16 protein-coding genes and 1 pseudogene are annotated in these 17925 nt (G+C 62.3%); 8 read left to right on the plus strand and 9 right to left on the minus strand.

Annotation, left to right across the window (positions count from 1 at the left end; all coding sequences use genetic code 11):
• Positions 1-200, plus strand: a pseudogene (locus K6N12_RS32330) (sugar ABC transporter ATP-binding protein); the annotation flags it as partial.
• A gap of 6 nt (positions 201-206) precedes the next feature.
• Here the strand turns inward: K6N12_RS32330 and K6N12_RS32335 are convergent.
• The 3 genes from K6N12_RS32335 to K6N12_RS32345 all read right to left on the minus strand — a co-directional run bounded on the left by K6N12_RS32335 (position 207) and on the right by K6N12_RS32345 (position 4605).
• On the minus strand, positions 207-2453 hold the full coding sequence (locus tag K6N12_RS32335) for a glycoside hydrolase family 2 protein (protein WP_097629960.1): 2247 nt from the start codon (positions 2451-2453) through the stop codon (positions 207-209).
• 139 nt (positions 2454-2592) lie between these two features.
• Positions 2593-3591, minus strand: a complete 999-nt coding sequence (locus K6N12_RS32340; RefSeq protein WP_097629961.1) for a LacI family DNA-binding transcriptional regulator — start codon at positions 3589-3591, stop codon at positions 2593-2595.
• A gap of 6 nt (positions 3592-3597) precedes the next feature.
• The gene (locus K6N12_RS32345) at positions 3598-4605 is read right to left on the minus strand and encodes a Gfo/Idh/MocA family protein (RefSeq protein ID WP_097629962.1); all 1008 of its coding nucleotides are present in this window, start codon (positions 4603-4605) and stop codon (positions 3598-3600) included.
• Positions 4606-4810: 205 nt separating this feature from the next.
• Here K6N12_RS32345 and K6N12_RS32350 point away from each other — a divergent pair, with 205 nt between their 5' ends.
• From K6N12_RS32350 to K6N12_RS32370, 5 genes are all read left to right on the plus strand, one after another.
• Complete coding sequence (locus tag K6N12_RS32350; RefSeq protein ID WP_097629963.1) at positions 4811-6103, plus strand: ABC transporter substrate-binding protein; 1293 nt, start codon at positions 4811-4813, stop codon at positions 6101-6103.
• Positions 6104-6205: 102 nt separating this feature from the next.
• Positions 6206-7093, plus strand: coding sequence for a carbohydrate ABC transporter permease (locus tag K6N12_RS32355; RefSeq protein WP_097629964.1), 888 nt, complete (start codon positions 6206-6208; stop codon positions 7091-7093).
• Position 7094: 1 nt separating this feature from the next.
• Complete coding sequence (locus K6N12_RS32360; protein ID WP_097629965.1) at positions 7095-8006, plus strand: carbohydrate ABC transporter permease; 912 nt, start codon at positions 7095-7097, stop codon at positions 8004-8006.
• 18 nt (positions 8007-8024) lie between these two features.
• Positions 8025-9107, plus strand: coding sequence for an ABC transporter ATP-binding protein (locus tag K6N12_RS32365; RefSeq protein ID WP_097629966.1), 1083 nt, complete (start codon positions 8025-8027; stop codon positions 9105-9107).
• 21 nt (positions 9108-9128) lie between these two features.
• Positions 9129-9878: a ThuA domain-containing protein gene (locus tag K6N12_RS32370; RefSeq protein WP_097629967.1), complete on the plus strand. Its 750-nt coding sequence runs from the start codon at positions 9129-9131 to the stop codon at positions 9876-9878.
• Between the two features lie 3 nt (positions 9879-9881).
• On the opposite strand, the gene K6N12_RS32375 is transcribed toward K6N12_RS32370, so the two are convergent.
• The 3 genes from K6N12_RS32375 to K6N12_RS32385 form a co-directional block, all read right to left on the minus strand.
• Complete coding sequence (locus tag K6N12_RS32375; RefSeq protein WP_097629968.1) at positions 9882-10793, minus strand: SMP-30/gluconolactonase/LRE family protein; 912 nt, start codon at positions 10791-10793, stop codon at positions 9882-9884.
• A 93-nt stretch (positions 10794-10886) separates the two neighbouring features.
• Complete coding sequence (locus K6N12_RS32380) at positions 10887-11708, minus strand: SDR family oxidoreductase (protein WP_097629969.1); 822 nt, start codon at positions 11706-11708, stop codon at positions 10887-10889.
• A 90-nt stretch (positions 11709-11798) separates the two neighbouring features.
• A complete protein-coding gene (locus K6N12_RS32385) occupies positions 11799-12986 on the minus strand; it encodes a phytanoyl-CoA dioxygenase family protein (RefSeq protein WP_097629970.1) in 1188 nt (395 codons plus the stop codon).
• Positions 12987-13078: 92 nt separating this feature from the next.
• On the opposite strand from K6N12_RS32385, the gene K6N12_RS32390 reads away from it, so the two are divergent.
• Both K6N12_RS32390 and K6N12_RS32395 read left to right on the plus strand, forming a co-directional pair.
• Positions 13079-14104 (plus strand): LacI family DNA-binding transcriptional regulator, encoded by a 1026-nt coding sequence (locus K6N12_RS32390; RefSeq protein ID WP_097629971.1) that lies wholly within the window; start codon positions 13079-13081, stop codon positions 14102-14104.
• 64 nt (positions 14105-14168) lie between these two features.
• Positions 14169-15386, plus strand: coding sequence for an adenylate/guanylate cyclase domain-containing protein (locus K6N12_RS32395; protein ID WP_097629972.1), 1218 nt, complete (start codon positions 14169-14171; stop codon positions 15384-15386).
• Between the two features lie 18 nt (positions 15387-15404).
• Here K6N12_RS32395 and K6N12_RS32400 read toward each other — a convergent pair whose 3' ends face one another.
• The 3 genes from K6N12_RS32400 to dgoD all read right to left on the minus strand — a co-directional run bounded on the left by K6N12_RS32400 (position 15405) and on the right by dgoD (position 17907).
• Complete coding sequence (locus K6N12_RS32400; protein ID WP_097629973.1) at positions 15405-16184, minus strand: SDR family oxidoreductase; 780 nt, start codon at positions 16182-16184, stop codon at positions 15405-15407.
• A gap of 75 nt (positions 16185-16259) precedes the next feature.
• On the minus strand, positions 16260-16661 hold the full coding sequence (locus K6N12_RS32405; RefSeq protein WP_097629974.1) for a DoxX family protein: 402 nt from the start codon (positions 16659-16661) through the stop codon (positions 16260-16262).
• Between the two features lie 97 nt (positions 16662-16758).
• Complete coding sequence (gene dgoD, locus K6N12_RS32410; protein ID WP_097629975.1) at positions 16759-17907, minus strand: galactonate dehydratase; 1149 nt, start codon at positions 17905-17907, stop codon at positions 16759-16761.
• Positions 17908-17925 lie beyond the last annotated feature (18 nt).

Here is a 17925-nt window from a genome sequence, read left to right on the forward strand (position 1 = left end):
TGACCGAGGACGATTGCCTGATCGAGGTCGTCGAGCCGGCCGGCTCCGACACCTTTGCCGTCACCAAGCTCGGCGGCAAATCCGTCGTCGCCCGCCTGCGCGCCGATGCCGGCATCGCGCCCGGACAGAACACCCGCCTTGCCTTCAATCTCGACAAGGCCGTGTTCTTCGATCCCGACAGCCAGCTCAGGATTTCGTGACAGCCGTCAGGCGGCGGCCGTCACAGTGAGGGTCACCGGCGCAAAACGCGAGGAGACCGCTTCGACGGTAATTTCGCCCACGAGCCCCGTCGCCTCCAGCCAGAAGCCGGCGGTGCCGCCCTGCAGCGGCAAATTGGTCGGGCCGACGATCTTTGCAGGCCCATGTACCTTCAGCGAAATGCTGTCGTTCATGAACGGCAGGCGCTGGCCGCACTGGTCGAGGGCGCGGATGATGATGCGGGTGCTGTCGCGTTCGCGGGCTTTCAGCGTCAAGCTGTCGGCGACGATTTCCAGCGTCGTCGGCAGCGGATCGGCCGCGAGCGTCAGGCTCGTTACCGGCTCGCCCCCGATATAACCGGTCAAGGTGCCGTCGATCCATTCGAGGCCCCAGGTGCCGAGCTCGTCGGCGGTGAAGTGGCGATGGTCGAGCACGACAGGCGGATGCGGCAGATGCGGATAATTCTCGCGGTCCGGGCCGATGCGCTTGCTGAGGCCGCCATATTGCAGTTCGACCTCGTCGCAATTGGTCAGGATGATCAGCGGCAGCACGCCGCCGATATTGCGCTCGCCGCGCGCCCAGAAGGTCGCCGGCTTCATGACGATCTCCTCGGACGGGTCGCACTGGCTGATATAGGCATAGGCCGCGAATTTCGGCTCGCGGAACATGTCCATGACGCCGTGATAGCAGATGCGGTCGCCGGAGCCGAAATCCTTGTGAGTGTTGTAATCGAACATGCACCAGCCGATGGCGCCCGAAATATCGGGATCGCCATAGGCGGCGTTCAGCACCTCGAGATGACGGCGCACATGCTCGGCCTGGCGCTGCTCCTGGTCATAGATCTTCGTCGGGTGCATGTGACCGTTGAACTCGGTGATGAGGTACGGCACCTTGCGGGACAGGCCCGTATTTTCCTGCTGGCCGCGCAGCACGGTGCGCGGGCGGTTGGCGCCCGGCAATTCCTCATTGCCGAGGATGAAGTCGTTCATCGTATAGACGTCCTCGAGCAGTTCGCTCTCGGTGATATAACGCACGCCGCCGGTCTGGCGGGTGCTGTCTAGCTCACGGGCGAGGCGATTGGTCTCGACATAGAAATCGTGACTATCCTGGGACTCGTTGATGCGCACGCCCCAGATGATGATCGAGGGATGGTTCCAGTCGCGCTCGATCATCCGGCGAACGTTTTCGATCGATTCCTTTTGCCAGTCGGCATCGCCGATATGCTGCCAGCCGGGGATTTCCTCGAAGACCAGCAGGCCGATCGCGTCGCAGCGGTCGAGGAACCATTTCGATTGCGGATAATGCGAGGTGCGGACGATATTGCACTTCAGCACGCTCTTCATGATATCGGCGTCACGCTCCTGGGCGGACCGGCCGGCGGCATAGCCGACATAGGGGAAAGACTGGTGGCGGTTGAGGCCGCGCAGCTTCAGCGGTTTGCCGTTGAGAAGGAAACCTTCCGGCGTGAATTCAGCGGTGCGGAAGCCGAAGCGGGTAGAGATACGGTCGGAGCCGTGCTCGGTCCTGAGTTCGACGGTGACCTCGTAGAGGGTGGGATCGGTGATGTCCCAGAGCGTGATGCCGGTGAGGCCGCCAAAGGAAAGCCTGGTGCGGTCGCCGATCGTCTCGGTCGCCGCGGTGGCGATCACCGTACCGTCCGCCTGCTTCAGTGTGGCGGTGACGGTTGCCGAGAAGCTGCGGCCCTCGGGATTGGCGATATCGACGCGGATGGCCGCCGATTTTTCCGGGGCAAGCACGTCGGTGGTTTCGATCTTGAGATTGCGGATCGAGACGGGGTCGGTGACCTTCAGCCAGACGTCGCGGTAGATGCCGGCATAAGTCAGATAATCGATGCGGCCGCCGAAGGGCGGGATCTCAGGGTTTTCGCTGCCGTCGATCTTGACGGTCACCAGGTTCTCGCCCTTGACGAGCTTACCGGTGAGGCGGGCCTCGAAAGGGGTGTAGCCGTCCTTATGGGCAATGATCTCTTCGCCGTTCAGATAGACGACGCTGTCGGCCATGGCGGCGTCGAAGACGAGCGACACCTCGCGGCCCTCGAATTCCGGCAGCCAGCGCAGCACCTTCTGATAGGTGAAGGCGCGCTGATAGCTCCTTTCGTCGAAATAGTTGAAGGGCAGTTCGACGGCGGTATGGGGCAGGCTGACCGACTTGGCGGCGTCGAAGCTTTCGAGCAGACGCTGTCCGAAGCCCTCATGGAAACTCCAGCCTTCGTTGAAGGAAACGACCGAACGCATCTCAGGCTCTCCCGATCACGGCATCAGGAGTGCTGCGGCGCCTTTCGGCGCGTGAAAATCGGGTCATGCTATTCCTCCTTGATGCAATTGATAGGTGAGCCTTAGAACATGATGCCGAAAAGGCCAAGCCGGGCAGATACTAGGCGGTCGAGCCCCAGCGGGCGGTGCAGGTGAGGGCGATGCTGTGCGGGCCTTCGATCTCGGCGTCATGGCGTTCGATTAGTTCGACGACGGCGTCGATGAATGCGACGTGGTCGAGGCTCAGCGTGGTGAGATCGTTGCAATCCCAGGCGGCCATGGCGATGCCATCCTGGCCGACGATGGCAATGTCGTCGGGCGTGTTTTTGCCGAGCACGCGGCGGGCCGCATCGCGTGCCCCGATCGCCATGACGTCGTTGCCGCAGATGATGGCGTCGACCTTGTCGCGATGCAGCAGCAGCACGGCTTCCTTGAAGCCGGAATCATAGGAATAATCCCCAAAAGCCTGGGCTGCGAAAGAGAGGCCGCGCTTGGCCAGCGCATCGGCGAACCATTTGCGCCTGAGCTTGTCGATCCAGCTTGAATTGGTGCCGGAGAGATAGGCAAAGCGCTTCTTGCCGTCGCGGACGATCTTGTCGATGATCTCGTCGGCGGCCGCGGAGCCATCGATGCGGATGCTGGAGACGTTTTCGTTTTCGAGCGGTTCGAAGGAGACGATGATCGGCTTCGTCGTATGGAAGATGTCGACGGCATCCTGCATCGACACCATGTCGGAAAAGACGACGACGTGATCGACCTGATAGGTGGAGGCAAGCCGCATCAGCTGCAACCGGTCGGAATGATCGGCGCAGCAGAGGATGATCGGCAGCAATTGCCGCGCCTGCAGGCGGTGGACGAGAAGCTGCTGTTCTTCGGCCTCGCACGGATTGCCGATTGCGTTGACGACGAGCGCGACCAGCCGCGAGCGCTGGTTGTTCAGCGAGCGGGCGATTGCATTCGGCTGGTACCCATGTTCACGCGCGACGGCGAGAATGCGGTCGCGCGTCGCGCTGCCAATGCGCGAATCCGGCGAGAAGGCGCGGGAAATGGTGGCGGAGGAAACGCCGGCGAGTTTCGCCAGCTCCTTCGAGGTGATCCGCCGTCTGTTCATTCCGCTCATCTGCGCCTATTGGGCGACGATCCTGACGGAGGCGCCGCCGGCCGCTGCCGATTCCTTGATTGCGTCCCATAGCCTAGCGAATCTGAGGCCCATTTCAACGGAGCCGGAGTTTTCCATTTTTCCCGCGCGAATGGCGAGGAAATTTTTCATCGGATTGCCGAGAATCTCGGCTTCCTCGCGCGGCTCGGCGTTGCGGCCGACGCTGATCTCGCGCCAGGCGCCCCAGGCATCGATGCGCACGATCGCCTTGGAATAGAAGAAGGTGATGTGGGAGGCGCAGCCGGGAGGGCCTTCCCCGGCGGCCGTCAGCGTTGCCAGGGCGCCGTTCTTCAGCCGGGCGGAGACGGCTGTTGATATATCGACCTTTTTGCCGTGATTGGCCATGTAGGCCGAAACGCTGTCGAAATCGGAATTGGCCAGCAGGCAGACGGTGTTCATCATATGGGCGCCAGTATCGAACATGAAGCCGCCGCCAGAAATCTCGGGCTGCTGTTTCCAATGGCCGTCATAATTGGACGACCAGCTTTCCCAAATCATGCCCGATATGGCGATCAGCTCACCGAATTCGCCGGAAAGCGCCCGCCGGCGCGTGTCGAGCACCAGCGGCGACAGACCGCCCTGGAAAGCGGTGACGATGGTAACGCCGCTCTTCTTCTGCGCCGCGATCAGCCGCTCGGCCTCGGCGACCGTCGTCACCATCGGTTTTTCCAGGAAGAGGTCGAGGCCGGCTTCGGCGACGGCGGTCGCCTGCTCGGCATGGAAGGCATGCGGGGTGGAGATATAGAGGATGTCGAGTTCGTCCCGGCATTGGACGAGCATTTCGCGATAGTCCTCGAAGCTACTCGGTTCGGGCGCGCCGGCGGCGAGGCAGACGTCGATCAGCCGCTGGCGCGAGGCGGCCGTGGTGTCCGCAAGGACGGCGAATTCGATCTCGGGCATGCCAGCCCAGCTCTTGGCATATTCCACCGCCTTCAGCCCGGCGCCGATGACGCCGAGGCGCAATTTCTCAGCCATGAAAATGCTCTCCCTGAATGTTTGTGTATACGATTACACAAGCTGTACGATGATGGCAATATCTATATATCTCAGTAATATCAGTTAATTGAATTCGAGATTCGAATCTTTTCAAAAACCAGCTTGCCAGCGATTGGAATGCGTGTACATTTTTGCAGCCGGTGCTGGAGGGCGCCGTGTCTCTAAAAAAAGGGAGGACTTTTCGTTGAAGAAGACGGTTCTTGGTGGCCTGTGCGCCATTCTGCTGAGCGCGGTTTCGACGCTGGCGCAGGCCGAAACAATTCGAATTGCCAATCACGGCCAGGCCGGCATCGATGCGATGAAGTCGACGGTCGAGCGGATCGAAAAGAAATACGGCGTGACCGTCGAGGTCATCGAATATCCGGCGCCCGATAAGGATTATCTGACCAAGCTGCTGACGGAGCTCGGGGCCGGCAACGCGCCCGATCTGTTCTCCATCCCGACGACGGCCGCGGTCGCCGATATGGTGGAAGCTGGCTACCTCACGCCCATCACCAAGGAGTTCAAGGCCTGGGACGGCTATGCTAACCTCTATGACGTTGCCAAGCAGCTGGCCGTCAGCCCGGATGGCGAGACCTATGTGATGCCGTTCATGCTCGGCATTCAGGAAATCTATTATCGCAAGGACGTTCTCGAAAAGGCCGGCATCTCCACAGAGCAGCCGAAGACCTGGCAGGAGCTTCTCGACCGTGCGGCCGAGATCAAGCATAAGACCGGCGCCTACGGCTTGCTTTTCCCGGCCGGCGTATCCTGGGGAAGCGGCGCCTTCGACGAGGGCTTCCAGCACCTGCTCGTCGGCTCCAAGACGCCGCAGCTTGTCGATGCCGACGGCAAGCTCGATCTCAACGGCGAGGGCATCAAGGATGTCTTCAACGTCTACAAGGAGCTGATCGACAAGGATCTGATGCCGACGCAGCCGCTGCTCGGGCCGGAGCCCTGGGTCGTGCCAAAATACCAGATGTTCCCGGAAGGCAAGCTCGCCGCGACCACCTGCGGCTCCTGGTGCTATATTTTCGACTGGGGCCGCGAGAGCAAGAACCCGATCCCCGAAGTGACCAAGGTTGTGGGAACCTGGACCGTGCCGGGCCAGAGCAGCGGTCAGTATGTGCTCGCCAACCTTGCCGCGCCGTGGGCCGTCAATTCCAAATCGGCCAATAGCGAACTCGCGATCAAGGCGCTGATGGAGATCGGCTCGATCGAGACGCAGGTTTCCTACGCCGCCCGCATCGGCAACATCCCCGCCAGCAAGGATGCGGCCGACAATGCCGACTTCCAGAAACTGACGGAGCTGGTTCCGATCCATGCGGCGGCCGGAAATGGCGTGTTCCTGAAACAGGCCTCCGGTTTCGGCACGGTTTCGGAAGGCGTGGCGCGGGCGACGGAAGCGATGCTGCGCAAGGAAACCGATGCTGCCGGCGCCCAGAAGATCCTGGTCGACTACGTCAAGGAAACGCTCGGCGACGACATGGTGAAGTAAGCGTACGCTTGCTTTCCCCGCGAACGGGGACGCGGCGCCAGGGCACCGCGTCTCCCCGTCATTGTTCGATGAGCCGGTACATTCGACAGGTTGCGAGCTTCCATGGCCAGAAACTCTCATGAAAAGCGCGCCGAGCGGCAATGGCTGCTGATCCTGCTGCCCTCGCTCGTGCTGCTGCTGGCCTTCGTCATCTATCCGGCCGTCTATTCCATCTATCTGAGCTTCACCAACGAGGCGCTGACCGGGGCGGCGGCGCTCCGGCCGCGCTTCGTCGGTTTCCGGAATTATGTCAGGCTGTTCAACGACGCGAAGTTCTGGAATTCGCTGTTCGTCACTTTCGTCTTCGTCATCGGTTCCGCGGTGATCGGCCAGTTCCTGCTCGGCCTGATCTCGGCAATCGCGCTGCGCCGGCCGATCCGCTTCCGGCGTGTGTTCTCGTCGATCATCCTGCTGCCCAATGCCGCCCCCGAAGTCGTCGCCGGCTTCATGTGGATCTCGATGCTGGCGGGCGGTGACAATGCCACGCTCACCCGCATCGTCAGCTTCTTGGGCGTCACGCCGGCCGACTGGCTGCAGGTCTTCCCGCTGTCGATGATCATCATCGTCAACATCTGGCGCGGCATCGCCACCGCGATGATCCTGCTGACGGCCGGCCTCAGCACCATTCCGGCCGAGATCTACGAGGCGGCGCGCATGGACGGCGCCACGCCATCGCAGATGTTTCGCCGCATCACCCTGCCGCTGATGATGCCGACGATCCTTCTCTACATGCTGATTTCGGCCGTATCGACCATCGCCGTCTTCGGCCTCGTCTATGCGCTGACGCGCGGAGGCCCGGGCGGGGCGACCGAGGTGGTCAGCATTTATATCTACAACCAGTCCTTCACGGCGTTCCAGCTCGGCTATGGCGCCGCGGTCGCCGTCGTCGCGCTCGTCATCTCGCTGATATTAGGCATCGCCTATGTCCGTGCCATGAAGGTGGAGGTCTGACATGGCCGTCGTTTCCCCGAGCGAGACCGCCAATAAGAGCCGTTCCGACCTCATCGCATATGCGACGCTGTCGCTGATGTCGATTTTCTGCGCCGTGCCCTTCTTCTGGGTGCTGCTCGCCTCTTTCGACGGCAATGCGCAGCTCTTCCTGCATTGGCCGCAGCAATGGACCTTCGCCAATTACGTCAAAGTCTTCACCAAGGAAGACGGGGCTAAGTGGCTATTCAACTCGCTCTTCGTCGTCGGCAGCGCCACGTTGCTGGTCATGGTGCTGGCGGGGCTCGGCGGTTATGCCCTGTCGCGCACCCGTGCCTGGTGGAAGCTGCCGTTCCTCTATGCGATCCTGCTCATCCGCGTGCTGCCGCCGACGGCGCTCGTCGTGCCGCTCTATAAATTCCTGCTGACGCTGAACAATGCGGAGGCGGCGGTGCTCAGGCCGATCTTCGGCAGCTATGCCCGCGACATCATGCGCTGGACCGGCTTCATCGACGGCTATCTCGGGCTGATCCTGGTGCTGGCGACGATGCAATTGCCGCTGGCGCTCTGGATCATGAAGACCTTCTTCGACGGGCTGCCGAGGGATTACGAAGAGGCGGCGCTGATGGACGGAGCAACGCTGATCCAGCGCATCCGCCGGGTGCTGATCCCGCTGGCGCTGCCGGGGCTTGCCGCCGCCGGGCTCTTCGCCTTCATGTCGGCCTGGGGCGATTTTCTGCTGCCGCTCATCTTCCTATCGTCGCCGGAGCTGCAGACGCTGCCGCTCGGCCTCTTCCGCGCTTTTCTCCGCATCAATGAGATCGACTACGGCCTGCTGACCGCGCTGGCCTTCATCTATCTGCTGCCGGCCGTCGTCGCCTTCGGCTTTGCGCGGCGCTTCCTCGTCCAGACCTTTTCGGGCGGCGTGAAGGGCTGAGATCAAGAGGAGAAACGGATGATCAATCTCAGAAACGTTCGCAAGTTCTACGGCGCGCTCGAAGTCATCAAGGGCGTCGATATCACTGTGGAAGACGGGGAATTCGCCGTCTTCGTCGGTCCGTCCGGCTGCGGTAAGTCGACGCTCCTGCGCATGATCGCCGGCCTCGAAGGCATCGACGAAGGCGATCTTGTCCTCGACGGCAAGCGCATCAACGACGTGCCGCCCGACAAACGCGGCATCGCCATGGTGTTCCAGTCCTATGCGCTCTATCCGCATATGACCGTTGCCGAAAATATCGGCTTTTCCCTTAGCCTGAAAAAGGTGCCGGAGACGGAGATCCGCCGGCAGGTGGAAGGCGTCGCCGAGATCCTGCAGCTCACCGACTATCTCGACCGCCGCCCGGCCGCCCTTTCCGGCGGCCAGCGTCAGCGGGTGGCGATCGGTCGCGCCATCATCAAGAAGCCGTCGCTGATCCTGTTCGACGAGCCGCTGTCGAACCTCGATTCGGCCTTGCGCGTGCAGATGCGCGCCGAGCTGCAGCGCCTGCACCGCGAGCTGAAGGCGACCGTCGTCTACGTCACCCACGACCAGGTGGAAGCGATGACGATGGCCGACCGCATCGTCGTGCTGAACAAGGGCTTGGTGGCACAGGAGGGCGCGCCGATGTCGCTCTACCATCAGCCGCAGAATGAATTCGTCGCGACCTTCATCGGCTCGCCTAAGATGAACGTCATCCCGGTCACCGCAACGCGGACCTCGGTGGGTGCGTTGCATCTCGACAGCCCGATCGGGCTGTTGCTCGATCTTGCCGATGCCAATGGCGCGGTGCCACAGGGCGAGGCCAAACTCGGCATCCGGCCAGAGCATCTGAAGATCGCGCCGGAAGGGCAGGGACATTTCACGGCCGAAGTGGTCATCGTCGAGCGGCTCGGCGTCGAGACCTACATGACCGTCGGCTCCGGGCAGCAGCCGATTGTCGTGCGTGCCGAGGGCGATATTGGTGTGCGGCCGGGCGATCGCGTGTCGCTGACCGCCGATCCCGCCGCCTGCCTTCTGTTCGATTCCGCCGGACGGGTGATCCGTCCGGCAACCGCCTGACAGCTAACATCGAGGAATGCTATGACAATCAAGGTCACCATCTGGAACGAAGGACGCCACGAGCAGCTCCATAGGGAGGTTCAGGAGATCTATCCCGATCGTATCGACGGCGCGATCGCCGCCGGCATCGCCCATCCGGATTTCGAAATCCGCCGCGGCACGCTCGATGATCCCGATGAAGGCCTGCCGGACAGCGTGCTCGATAATACCGACGTGCTGCTCTGGTGGGGGCATATGGCGCATGAGGAGGTCAGCGATGGGCTGATCGAGCGCGTGCAGCAGCGGGTGCTGAAGGGCATGGGCCTTCTGGTGCTGCATTCCGGCCATCATTCCAAGCTCTTCCGCCGGCTGATGGGCACCAATGCCAATCTTTCCTGGCGCGAGACGACGGATGGAGACTTGGAGCGGGTGTGGGTGGTCAATCCCTCACATCCGATCGCCGAGGGGCTGCCGCCCTATTTCGAGGTCAATGCCTCGGAAATGTATGGCGAGCCCTTCGACATCCCGCAGCCGGACGAGCTGGTGTTCATCTCCTGGTATTCCGGCGGCGAAGTGTTCCGCAGTGGCTGCACCTTCCAGCGTGGGCGCGGGCGTATCTTCTTCTTCAGCCCCGGCCACGAAACCTATCCGATCTATCACGACAAGACCGTGCACAAGGTGATCTCGAACGGCATCCGTTGGGCGCGGCAAAAGCATACGGACGGCCGCATCCTGGAGAACTGGCACCGCGCCGAGCCGCTGCATGGCAGGCCGGATGCCGTGAAGGGCTGATCCTTACGGATATTGGGCGCCGTTGGTCTTCGTATAGATCGAATAGACCGAGCGCGTCGCAGTGATGAACAGCCGGTTCTTCTTGGGCCCGCCGAAGGTGAGGTTGGACACCGTCTGCGGCACCCTGATCTTGCCGAGCAGGGTGCCGTCCGGCGAAAAGCAGTGCACGCCGTCGGACGCACTTGTCCAGAGATTGCCGCCGACATCGAAGCGGAAACCGTCAGGATTGCCGATATCGAGGCTGCAGAAATAGCGGCTGTTTGTAAGCTTCCTGCCGTCGACGACGTCGAAAAATCTTATATGGCGCGGCACTTCATGTTTTGCCGAGCCGGAATCGGCAATGTAGAGTTTTGTCTCGTCGGGCGAGAAGGCAAGGCCGTTCGGCTGGATGAAATCCTCGATGACGGCCTCGATCGCGCCGCTTGCGGGATCGATGCGGTAGACGTTGCGGGTCGGCTGTTCGGGCTCTGCCTTGTGGCCCTCGTAATCCGAGAGGATGCCGTAGGTCGGATCGGTGAACCAGATTCCGCCGTCGGAATGCACGACGACATCGTTCGGCGAGTTCAGTCGTTTGCCCTTGTAGCTGTCGGCGAGAACGGTGATGGTGCCGTCCGGCTCGGTGCGGGTGACGCGGCGGCCGCCATGTTCGCAGGAGACCAGCCGGCCCTGCCGGTCGCGGGTATTGCCGTTGACATAGTTGGAGGGCGAGCGGAAGACCGAGACCGTGCCATCCGGCGTCCAGCGCATGATGCGTTCGTTCGGAATATCGCTCCAGAGCAGGCAGTCCACGTCGGAAAACCACACCGGGCCTTCGGTCCAGCGGCAGCCGGAATAGAGCTCCTCGAGGGCTGCGCTGCCGATGACCAGAGCGCCGAAGCGTTCGTCGCGGATGTCGTAAAGCGGATTGTCGGCCACGCCGGTTTCCTCCCTGAATGCTGCTGACCTTTTCCTAGCGGCAAATATCGGCAGGTGCCAGAGCCCGGCGAGGGAAATGCCGGGCTCAGTTTTTTAGAGAGCCGCCACCGGGTGCGGCGAGCCGTCATAGGCACCCCAGATCGACTGGTCGAAGCAGATGACAGAGCCGGTCATCAGGCCGGATTCGGCCGACGATAGGTAGGCGCAGGCGCGCGCCACTTCGTGCGGGTCGACGAGACGGCCGAAGGGCTGGCCGGCTGCCGCCTTCTCAAGCCAATCGGCGGGGGCATCGTGATATTCGCGCTGGATGCGATCCTCGCCTTCGGAGGCCATCCAGCCGATGTTGAGGCCGTTGACGCGGATGCGGTTGCGCAGCAGCGCATAGGCGGTATTCTTCGTCAGCGTTTCCAACGCCCCCTTGGAGGCGCAATAGGCGGCGATGAAGGGCTGGCCTGCCTTGGCCGACATTGAGCCGATGTTGACGATCGTGCCCTCGGTCTTTTCGCGGCGCATGACCTTCATTGTCTCCTGCATCAGGAAGAACGGTGCGCGCACGTTGACGGCGAACATGGCGTCGAAGAGTTCAGGGCTGGTGTCGAGGATGGTGCCGCGATCGGTGATGGCGGCGGCATTGATCAGCGCGTCGACCCGGCCGAAGGCCTCGTCGCAGGCCTGTACGACATTCCTGGCGTCCTCGACCTTGCCGAGGTCGGCCATGACGTAGACAACCTTCACACCGGTTGCGGCCGAGATTTCCGCGGCCTTCGCCTGGCCCTTGGCTTCGTTGCGGCCGCAAATGACGATGCCCTCAGCACCGCGTTCGGCGAAGAGACGGGCGATAGTGGCGCCCAACCCTTGCGTGCCGCCGGTGACGATGGCGATCTTGCCGTCGAGGCGGCCGTGATCTGTGCTCATGTGGTTCCTCCTTGGTGGTGATATGCGAATGGCCTCCCGCGGGGGTGCGGGAGGCTTTTATTTCAGTGCGGGTCGGCTCCAGATCCTTAGTCAGCTCAGCTTCTTCTGCGCCTGTTCTGCAAGTGCCGCCGCAAAGGCTTCGTCGCTCCAGCCTTCCTTCAACGCCTCGTGCATCAGCTGCGCCTGCGTCTTCGGCGCCAGGCCGCCAAGCGGGGGATCTCGATCGAGATTGGTCGGGAAGGAATAACCTTCGGCGCAGGCGGCAACGGCATTGGCGATCTCGTCGGGCGACAGCCTGTCCTGCAATGTCTTCAGGGTGGGAAAGAGCGTGGCGCTCATTTTTTCGCGATTGACCGTTTCCATCGCCCGGCCGAAGGCAGAGGAGACCTGCAACAGGTTGGCGACGCGCTTGATATCGGCCGAGCGGTTGGTGCCGGCGGCGTGGAAGAGGGCGGGATTGAAGAAGACGACGTCGCCTTTTTCGAGCGGCAGCTGGATGTGGTTGGCCTCGAAATAATCCCGGAATTCCTGGCGCTTGAGCGCGAGATAGCCCGGCACATAGGTCTGGCTGTGCGGCAGGAAGAGCGTCGGGCCGCTTTCGAGCGGCATGTCGCAATGGGCGACCGCACCCTGCAGCGTCAGCACCGGCGAAAGCCGGTGCACATGCACCGGAAACTGCTCGATCACCGCGGACGATTGGAAGCCGAGATGATAGTCGCGATGGGCCGACTGTGCCGCGCCCCCCGGATTGACGCGGTTGACCTGGGCCGTCATCTGGTAGCTTGGGCCGAGCCAGGCTTGGCTTGCCAGTGCGACGATGGCATTGCCGTAATATTCGGCAAAATTCGCGGGATCGGCGAGGCAATGTTTTTCCAGTGAATTCCAGATGCGGTCGTTGGCGCCGGGCTTGGCGAAGTGATCGCCGCCGCCGGTCGAGGTGCGGTGCTGCTCCTCGATGATCTGATCGAAGACCACGCTGGCGCGGTCGATAATGGCGGTATCCTCGTACGCATGCTTGAAGACGGCGACGCCGGGACCATCGCCGAAGGCCTCGCAGATCTCGGCCAGCACGGCGCGCCGGCCCTCCGGCGTTGCCGCCGCCGCCGTCACCTTGCGGCTGTCATAGATCAGCACGTTTTTTTCGACGGCAGAAGCCGTAGGGTAATCGGCAAGCACGGTGGTCTTTTCCGACAGGCGGCGAAAATCCTCGAGATCGCAGCTGTCTTCGCTGAGCCAGACACGGTCGGCGCGCAATTTCTGCTGATTGTCGGTTTTCATGATGGCTCCTCCTCTTTCGATGAAGGCACTATACGCGGCGATGCCGGGTGATATAGATCAGAAATCCATCAAAAAACCATCAAGCGGATTCCATGGCCCATCTCTTCCTCGTCAAGGACATTGCCTTCCAGGCCGGATTGAGCACCGCGACCGTTGACCGGGTGCTGAACGGGCGGCCGGGTGTGCGCCAGCAGACGGAAATGCGGGTGCAGGCGGCGATTGCCGAACTCGAAAAGCAGAAGGCCGGAGCGGTGACGAGTGGGCGCATGCTGGCGATCGATATCGTCATGGAGACGCCTCAGCGTTTCAGCGATGCGGTGCGCGCCGCCTTCGAGGCGGAGATGGCGGCCTTCCTGCCCGGGGTCTTCCGCTGCCGGTTCCTTTTCGCCGAGGTGATGAAGCCGGCCGAGATGGTGCAGCTTCTCGACCGCATCCGGCTGCGCGGCACACACGGCATCGTGCTGAAGGCGCCTGACGTTGCCGAGGTGGCCGCTGCCGTCGCGCGGGCGGATGCGGCGGGCATTCCAGTGGTAACACTGGTGACCGACCTGCCGAATTCGGCGCGCATCGCCTATGCCGGCGCCGACAACCGGGCGGCGGGCGAGACCGCGGCCTATCTGATCGGTGAAGTGCTCGCGAGCGGTGGCGGCAAGGTGCTGGTGACGCTGTCGAGCGGGCGGTTTCGCGGCGAGGAGGAGCGCGAGATCGGCTTTCGCCGCATCATTCGCGCCCGTTATCCCGGAATCGGCATCACCGAAATCAGCGAGGGGCATGGCACCGATACGGCGACGGGAACGCTTGCGGCGGCTGCACTTGCTGCCGATCCCACCATCAATGCAGTCTATTCGATCGGTGGCGGCAACCGAGCGGTGCTGGCGGCCTTCGATGCGGCCAAACGCCCGGTCCACGTCTTCGTCGCTCATGATCTCGACGTCGACAACCGCGCGCTGCTTGCCGCCCGCCGGATCGGCTTCGTGCTCCACCATGATCTCAGGACAGATGCGCGTTCGGCCTTCAGGGCGATCATGGGCCGAGCGACGTCACCGGGTCGGGCGGTTCCGGCCTCGCTCTCATCGGTCGAAATCGTCACGCCCTACAACATGCCCGTCGGCGATTGAGCCAATCGGCTTCCTTCGATGCCGAATTCGGACTACAGCTTGGGCGAGAGTGAAGGTGAGCGGCATGGATTATAGCGACGTCAGCACAATTGCAGCCTGGATCACGGAGCAGGGACTAAAGGGCGCCTCGGAAGCCGAGCTCATGACCGGTTTCTGCGCGGCCTGCCGCAATGCCGGGCTGCCGCTCGACCGCGGCCTGGCGCTGATGGATACGCTGCACCCGGTGCATGAGGGCCGCGCCTTTCGCTGGGACAGCGAGGAGGAGATCGAGGCCGAGTTCGAATATGGCTCGACGAGCTCCGGGGAGGCCGCGGCGAACTGGCAGCGCTCGGCCTTTTATTATCTCTGGGCCAACAATGAACGGGAGATACGCCGGCGCCTCGGCTTTGGCGATCCGATCGATTTCAGCCTGCTCGATACGATCGCTGAAGCCGGCCATACGGATTTCATAGCGATGGTCCATCGTTTCAGCGAGGCCGGCACGATCGGCGAAATGGATTGTTTCTTCTCGCATTTCGCGACCAAACATCCCGAGGGTTTTTCCGATCACGACCTCGCCATCCTGCGCAAGCTGGTGCCGGTGCTGGGACTGGCGATCAAGTGCATCGGGCTCGGGCGGATCGCCCGCACCATCGCCGAAGTCTATCTCGGCGAGGACGCGGCGCGTCAGGTCATGGAGGGCAAGATCAGTCGCGGCAAATCGGAGCGGATTTCCGCCGCACTCTGGTTTTCGGATTTGTTGAACTACACAAAGATATCCGACAGCGTACCGCCGGAGGAGATCATCCCGTTGCTCAACGACTATAGCGAGGCGGTGATCACGGCGATCCACGAATCCGGCGGCAATGTGCTGAAGCTGATCGGCGACGGCGTGCTGGCGATCTTCAAGGGCGAGGTGCCGGCGGAGACCTGTCGTGCGGCGCTCCACGCCGAAGCGCTTCTGCGGGAAAAGCTCGCCAAGCTCAATGCCGAACGCAAAGCCGGCGACCGGCCAACGACCGATGTCTATATCGGCCTGCATATCGGAGACGTCTTTTACGGCAATATCGGCAGTCAGGACCGGCTGGACTTCACGGTCATCGGCCCTGCCGTCAACGAGGTCAGCCGCATCGCTTCGATGTGCCGATCAGTGGATCTCAACCTGTTGATCTCCTCCGATTTCGCCACAGCGATACCGGAGGAACAGCGCGCGGCACTTGCCTGTGTCGGACGTTATGCGTTGCGCGGCGTGCAGCGCGCGCAGGAACTCTATACGCTCGATAACGCCCGGCTGAGCGCCTGATCGTCGCAGGACGCAGGCCTATCGCAGCAGCCCCTGGCCGCCATCGATCCAGATCGGCGTGCCGGTGATATGCCGGGCCCGGTCTGAGGCGAGGAAGAGAATGGTTTCGGCGACGTCCTCGCTCTTGCCCGCCTTGCCGCCGGCGATTGGGATATCCCCTTGCGGCCAGATGACCGGAACCTCGGTCTCGTCGCGATGCCGGCTATTCGTGTTGGCGCCGATATTGGTCTCGATCTCGCCGGGGCAGACGGCATTGACACGGATGCCGTGCCGGCCGAGTTCGAGGGCCAGTTGCTGGACCATGGCGACCTGGCCGGCCTTGGTTGCGGTATAGGCGGTTGCGCCCGGCGTCGTGAATGTCCGGGTGCCGTTGATCGAGGAGACGACGACGATCGAGCCGCCATTTCTTTTCAGGTAGGGGACCGTCAGATGCAAGGTCAGATAGGTGCCGCGCAGATTGACGGCGATGGTCTTATCCCATTCATCCGGCTTCAGATCGTCGATCGGCGCCCAGACGCCATTGATGCCGGCATTGGCGATGACGATGTCAAGGCCGTGGAACGTATCGGTCAATTGCTTCACGGCGCTGCGCATCTGCGCCTCTTCGCTGGTGTCGGCGATCAACGCGATCGATTCGCCCCCCGCCGCCTTGATCTCGGCGCAGGTTTGTTCGACCTCGTCGGCGGTGCGGCTCAAGACGGCGACCCTTGCTCCGTCGGCGGCGAGTCTCAATGCGGCCGCCTTGCCGATGCCGGATCCAGCGCCCGTCACCAACGCGATCCTTCCCTGTAGTTCCATGGGCGGGCTCTCCTTGCCGTTTGCCGCTAAGCCAATGTTCGGCATGGCTGTTGGTTCCGGAGGGAGAGCGGGTCGTTAAAGCTCTCCGAGGAGGCTGTGCCGCAATGCCCATTTCTCCGGTCCATGGACGGCGGCAAAGAGCAGGCCGGCGAGGAAGGTGAAGTGATCGACGAAGAAGCCGAATTCGGCCTGGTTCTGCTGCCAATGGGATGGCCCGTGGAAAGCAAAGGCAAGGAAGATCACGTAGATGCCCGCCAGCAGGCTGGCCTCGGTGAAGAAGGCCCCGGTTATGAAAGCGAGCGCCAGGGCGATCTCGAAGAAGGCCGCCACCCAGGCAAGGAATGTCGCCATCGGAAAACCGGCAGCGGCGATGTAACCCGCCGTCGCGCCGATATCGGCGAATTTGAAGCCGGCGGCCATGAAGAAGATGAAGCTGAAAATGATGCGGGCGACGATGATTGCAGTTGCTCTTGCCATCGTAGGATCTCCTGTTTGCGTTTCCACCATGACGGACGAGACGACAGATTTGCTACACGGCGAATGAAAAAAGGGCCGCTGGCGCGACCCTTTCTTCTTACCATTCGGCGAAACTGCCGTCGGCATGGCGCCAGATCGGGTTGCGCCAGCGGTGGCCTTCCCTGGCGCGCTCGATGACGTAGGCCTCGTCGACCTCGATGCCGAGACCGGGCCCCTGCGGGATCGAGACGAAACCATCGGCATATTGGAACACCTCCTTGTTCGAGATGTAGTCGAGGATGTCGTTGCCCGTATTGTAATGGATGCCGAGGCTCTGTTCCTGGATGAAGGCATTATAGCTGACGGCATCGACCTGCAGGCAGGCGGCGAGTGCGATCGGCCCCAGCGGGCAATGCGGCGCCAGCGCCACATCATAGGCTTCGGCCATCGCCGCGATCTTGCGGCATTCGGTGATGCCGCCGGCATGCGACAGATCCGGCTGGATGATGTCGACATAACCGTCCGACAGCACCTGCTTGAAGTCCCAGCGCGAAAAGAGCCGTTCGCCAAGCGCGATCGGCGTTGAGGTATGGTTGACGATGTCGCGCAGCGCCTCCTTGTTTTCCGAAAGAACCGGCTCCTCGATGAACATCAGCTTGTAGGGTTCGAGTTCCTTGGCGAGAACCTTGGCCATCGGCTTGTGCACGCGGCCGTGGAAATCGACGCCGATGCCGATATGCGGGCCGATCGCCTCGCGGATGACGGCGATGGTCTCGACCGCCCTCTCCACCTTCTCGTTGGTGTCGACGATCTGCATTTCCTCGCAGCCGTTGAGCTTGATCGCCTTGAAGCCGCGGGCGACCACCTCCCTGGCATTGTTGGCGACATCCGCAGGACGGTCGCCGCCGATCCAGGAATAGACCTTGATGCGGTCGCGCAGCTGGCCGCCGAGCAGGGAATGGATCGGCTGACCGAGGGCCTTGCCCTTGATGTCCCACAGCGCCTGGTCGATGCCGGAGATGGCGCTCATATGGGCAGCCCCGCCGCGATAGAAGCCGCCGCGATACATCACCGTCCAGTGGTCCTCGATCAAGAAGGGATCCTTGCCGATCAGATAGTCTTCCAGTTCGTGGACGGCGGCTTGGACGGTCAGCGCGCGGCCTTCGACGACCGGTTCGCCCCAGCCGATGATGCCCTCGTCGGTCTCGATCTTCAAAAACAGCCAGCGCGGCGGAACGATATAGGTGGTGAGTTTGGTGATCTTCATCGCTGCTCTTCAGTCTCT

Source organism: Rhizobium redzepovicii, assembly GCF_019793435.1.
Classification (GTDB): Bacteria; Pseudomonadota; Alphaproteobacteria; order Rhizobiales; family Rhizobiaceae; genus Rhizobium; species Rhizobium redzepovicii.